Annotated in this window: 4 protein-coding genes; 2 read left to right on the plus strand and 2 right to left on the minus strand. The window is 68.3% G+C overall.

Going from position 1 to position 2956, the window contains the following annotated elements; translation table 11 throughout:
• Positions 1-163 precede the first annotated feature (163 nt).
• Positions 164-493 carry a nuclear transport factor 2 family protein gene (locus VIW71_RS12305; RefSeq protein WP_331622158.1) on the plus strand — a complete coding sequence of 110 codons (330 nt, stop codon included), beginning with the start codon at positions 164-166 and terminating at the stop codon, positions 491-493.
• A gap of 208 nt (positions 494-701) precedes the next feature.
• On the opposite strand, the gene VIW71_RS12310 is transcribed toward VIW71_RS12305, so the two are convergent.
• Positions 702-914 carry a DUF4287 domain-containing protein gene (locus tag VIW71_RS12310; RefSeq protein ID WP_331622159.1) on the minus strand — a complete coding sequence of 71 codons (213 nt, stop codon included), beginning with the start codon at positions 912-914 and terminating at the stop codon, positions 702-704.
• A 377-nt stretch (positions 915-1291) separates the two neighbouring features.
• A complete protein-coding gene (locus VIW71_RS12315) occupies positions 1292-1792 on the minus strand; it encodes a DUF3515 domain-containing protein (RefSeq protein WP_331622160.1) in 501 nt (166 codons plus the stop codon).
• A 358-nt stretch (positions 1793-2150) separates the two neighbouring features.
• Here VIW71_RS12315 and VIW71_RS12320 point away from each other — a divergent pair, with 358 nt between their 5' ends.
• Positions 2151-2873 carry a transposase domain-containing protein gene (locus VIW71_RS12320; RefSeq protein ID WP_331622161.1) on the plus strand — a complete coding sequence of 241 codons (723 nt, stop codon included), beginning with the start codon at positions 2151-2153 and terminating at the stop codon, positions 2871-2873.
• Positions 2874-2956: the final 83 nt, after the last annotated feature.

Consider the following 2956-nt stretch of genomic DNA (forward strand, 5'->3'; position numbering starts at 1 on the left):
GCCGCCGTACGCACGGTGGCGGGGGCGGCCCGGCGCTCGGTACGGCCGGGCGTTCCCCGCCGAAGGCGACGGCTGCGGGGTCGGCCCAGGCGGGTGGGTGGCGGGGTTGGTCCGAGCGGGTGGGCGGCTGTGTCCCCGGCCGGCCCACCCTCGTTGACAGGCCATGACGACTCCCCCCGCACTGCCGCTCGCTGTCGCCGCCGCCCTTGAGGCCGCCGACGCCGGGCACATCGAAGACTTTCTCGCCGCCTTCGCGGAGGACGGTGTCGTGGACGACTGGGGCCGGGAGTTCCGCGGGCGGGAGGCGATCCGGCGCTGGAGCGACGCCGAGTTCATCGGCAAGCACGTGACGCTGGCGGTCACGGGCGTGACGACCGAGGGCGACACGACGACGGTCAGCGCGCAGGTGGGCGGGGAGGGCTTCAACGGGCCGTCCCACTTCGCGTTCACGGTGGCGGGGGAGCGGATCGCGTTGATGCGGATCACGGGGTGAGCAGTGCGGGGTGAGCCACGGAGGAGTGGGGCCCGGTGCGGGGTCCGGCGAAGCGGTAGGGGGCGCCGCCGCGTGCAGGCTCCGCGGTGCGCGGTGTACGTGGTGTGCGGCACCACGGGGGGGGTGTGCACCCCCCCCGTGGTCGGGACGGGCAGCCGCCCCTCCGGACAGCTCCCGCCCTCCCACGATGCCCCGGGTCGCACAACGCTCACGTGCCGCTGTCTTCGGAAAGGGCGTGCGCGACCAGGGCGTTGGCGTGGCCGTGCCCCAGGCCGTGCTCGGTCTTGAGCCAGGAGACGAGCTCCATGTGCCTGGTCAGGGGCGATGAGCGGATGAGGTCCGTCCACTCCGCGATCGGGCGGCCGTACTTCTTCTCGATCGAAGGGAAGTAGCTGGCAGGGCCCTTCACCGGTTCGGTCATGTCTGCGATGTCCCGTCTGTGTGTAGGTGGTGAGGGCACCCCGCGGTGAGCCGCTTCGGCTCAACTCCCGTCCCTCACGACGTATCAGAGCACAGGGCACTGACAACAGCCGGAGACCCGAAGGGCCGTCCGCTCGCTGTCAGGTCCGCGCACGATGGGGCGGGTACCACCGTGTCACCCACCTTCGTCTCCGCGCCTCGCAGCGGCCGGACCGGGTTCACCATGCCGAGCCCGGTGAAAGCGCGAGGTCAATCCCGCCAGCGGCGGCCCGCGATGATCTCGGGAATTCCCGGGAGGGCAGGCACGCGGAGCCCGAGCCGCGGGTACCGTGCGTGCGCCGCTTCGACGAGGGGCGCGTCGAGGGCGGTGGCGCGTGTCTAGAGGCCAGGGGGAACCGTTGTGTGGATTGCGTTGGCAAGGTCCATCAGGGTTGTGACGTCTCCGTACTTTCCTGGGATGGTCACCTCGACATAGGCCTTTCGGAGTGTGGTGGTGCAGCGATACACATCATCTCCCGGCCTCTCCATCATCCAGGCGACTCCGCTTACTTCGCCTCCCAAGGCGAGGGGATTGTTCATTTCATCTGGCCGCGGAACTCCGCAACGCAGAATTATGGCAGGGTCTCCCCACGCTGCGGTGAACGGCGAGGCTGGTTTCGTCGCCCTCTGTGTGGCACCGGCTACATTTCTCGGAACTTCATCGGTGAGCATGCGGCACATTTCGCTGACTTTTGCGGTGGGTGCGGGTGCTTCCACCCGCACGTCGTCAGAGGGTGGGTCCCCGCGGGTCTGGCTGCCGAAGAGAATGCATCCACTCGTGACGGAGAGAAGAACCAGGATGGTCAGGCCGGGTTTCGCGAGAACGCGACGAGGGCTCATGCGCTGAAAATACCGAACGCGAGTAGCTCCCCTCACAGGGCCCTCGTGAAACCAACTCCTGTGCGACCACCGGGACACCCGACGCCAGGCGCCTTTCTGCCCGAGGTGCGCATCGCGCCGCGACGGGCGTCAGTAACTCGGTGTTTCGCACCGCAACGCAGGACTCTGGCCGAGGCGGCATGCGCAGCCGTCGTCCAAGGTCCGGTCGAAGCGGTTCGCGACCGGGCAGCCGTACTTCTTCTCCACCAGCGACCAGGCCGGCAATGCCGTTGCTTGAGAGGTGCAAGTAGTTCCTCTTCCAGGCGCGGTGACCGCCGGGGTGCTGGTTCGTTGACCGGACATGCATCCATGGATCGGGTTGTCCGATGATGTCCGGCTCGGGTTGCTCACCGAGTGGATCGTTCCTGACCTGGTGGACGAGGTGCTGACCGCGTGTGGTCGGCGGGATGCCAAGCCCCGTCCCCTGTCGAGCCGCTTCATGGTCTACTTCGTGCTCGCTCTGGCGCTGTTCCAGCAGGACTCCTACGACGATGTCGCGGAGAACCTGGTCGGGGCCCTGGGCGGGATGGACCAGTCGGTCCCGAACAAGTCGTCGTTCACCAGGGCCCGGCAGCAGCTTGGGGCCGCACCCTTGGAAGGAGTGTTCCGCCGTGTGGCGGGGGCGATCGCTCCGCCCACACTCGAGGTGGCGTTCTGGCGCGGGATGAGAGTCGCTGCGGTCGACGGGTTCTTACTGGACGTGCCGGATAATGATACGACACGTGCCGCTTTTGGTGGGCAGGTGGACAGCGCCGGTCGGCCCGTCGGGTTCCCGCAGGCCAGGGTAGTGACGCTGACCGAGACCGGTACGCACGCGACGATCGACGCGCGGATAGGCACCTTCAAGGGCGGTGGTGGCGAGCCCGCGCTGGCGACGGAGATGGCCGGCAGTGCCGCCGGCATGCTGGTGATCATGGACCGGGCCTTCCCCGGTGTCGCACTGTGGAAGGCATACACGCAGGCCGGAGCGCACTTGCTGATCAGAGCCCGCACCTTCGTCGCCGCGAGCCCATGGAGGTCTTGCCTGACGGGACATATCTGACCCGGATGAATCTCGCCGGGCAGCGGCGCTCCCATCCGGGCGGGGTGACAGTGAGGGTGATCGACTACCAGGTCGACGGCGGC

This window comes from Streptomyces sp. (assembly GCF_036524955.1).
GTDB lineage: Bacteria > Actinomycetota > Actinomycetes > Streptomycetales > Streptomycetaceae > Actinacidiphila.

Excerpts from the sequence above, each read along its gene's own strand:
- VIW71_RS12305 (WP_331622158.1), top strand. The coding sequence starts at position 164 with ATGACGACTCCCCCCGCACTGCCGCTCGCTGTCGCCGCCGCCCTTGAG.
- VIW71_RS12310 (WP_331622159.1), bottom strand. The coding sequence starts at position 914 with ATGACCGAACCGGTGAAGGGCCCTGCCAGCTACTTCCCTTCGATCGAG.
- VIW71_RS12315 (WP_331622160.1), bottom strand. The coding sequence starts at position 1,792 with ATGAGCCCTCGTCGCGTTCTCGCGAAACCCGGCCTGACCATCCTGGTT.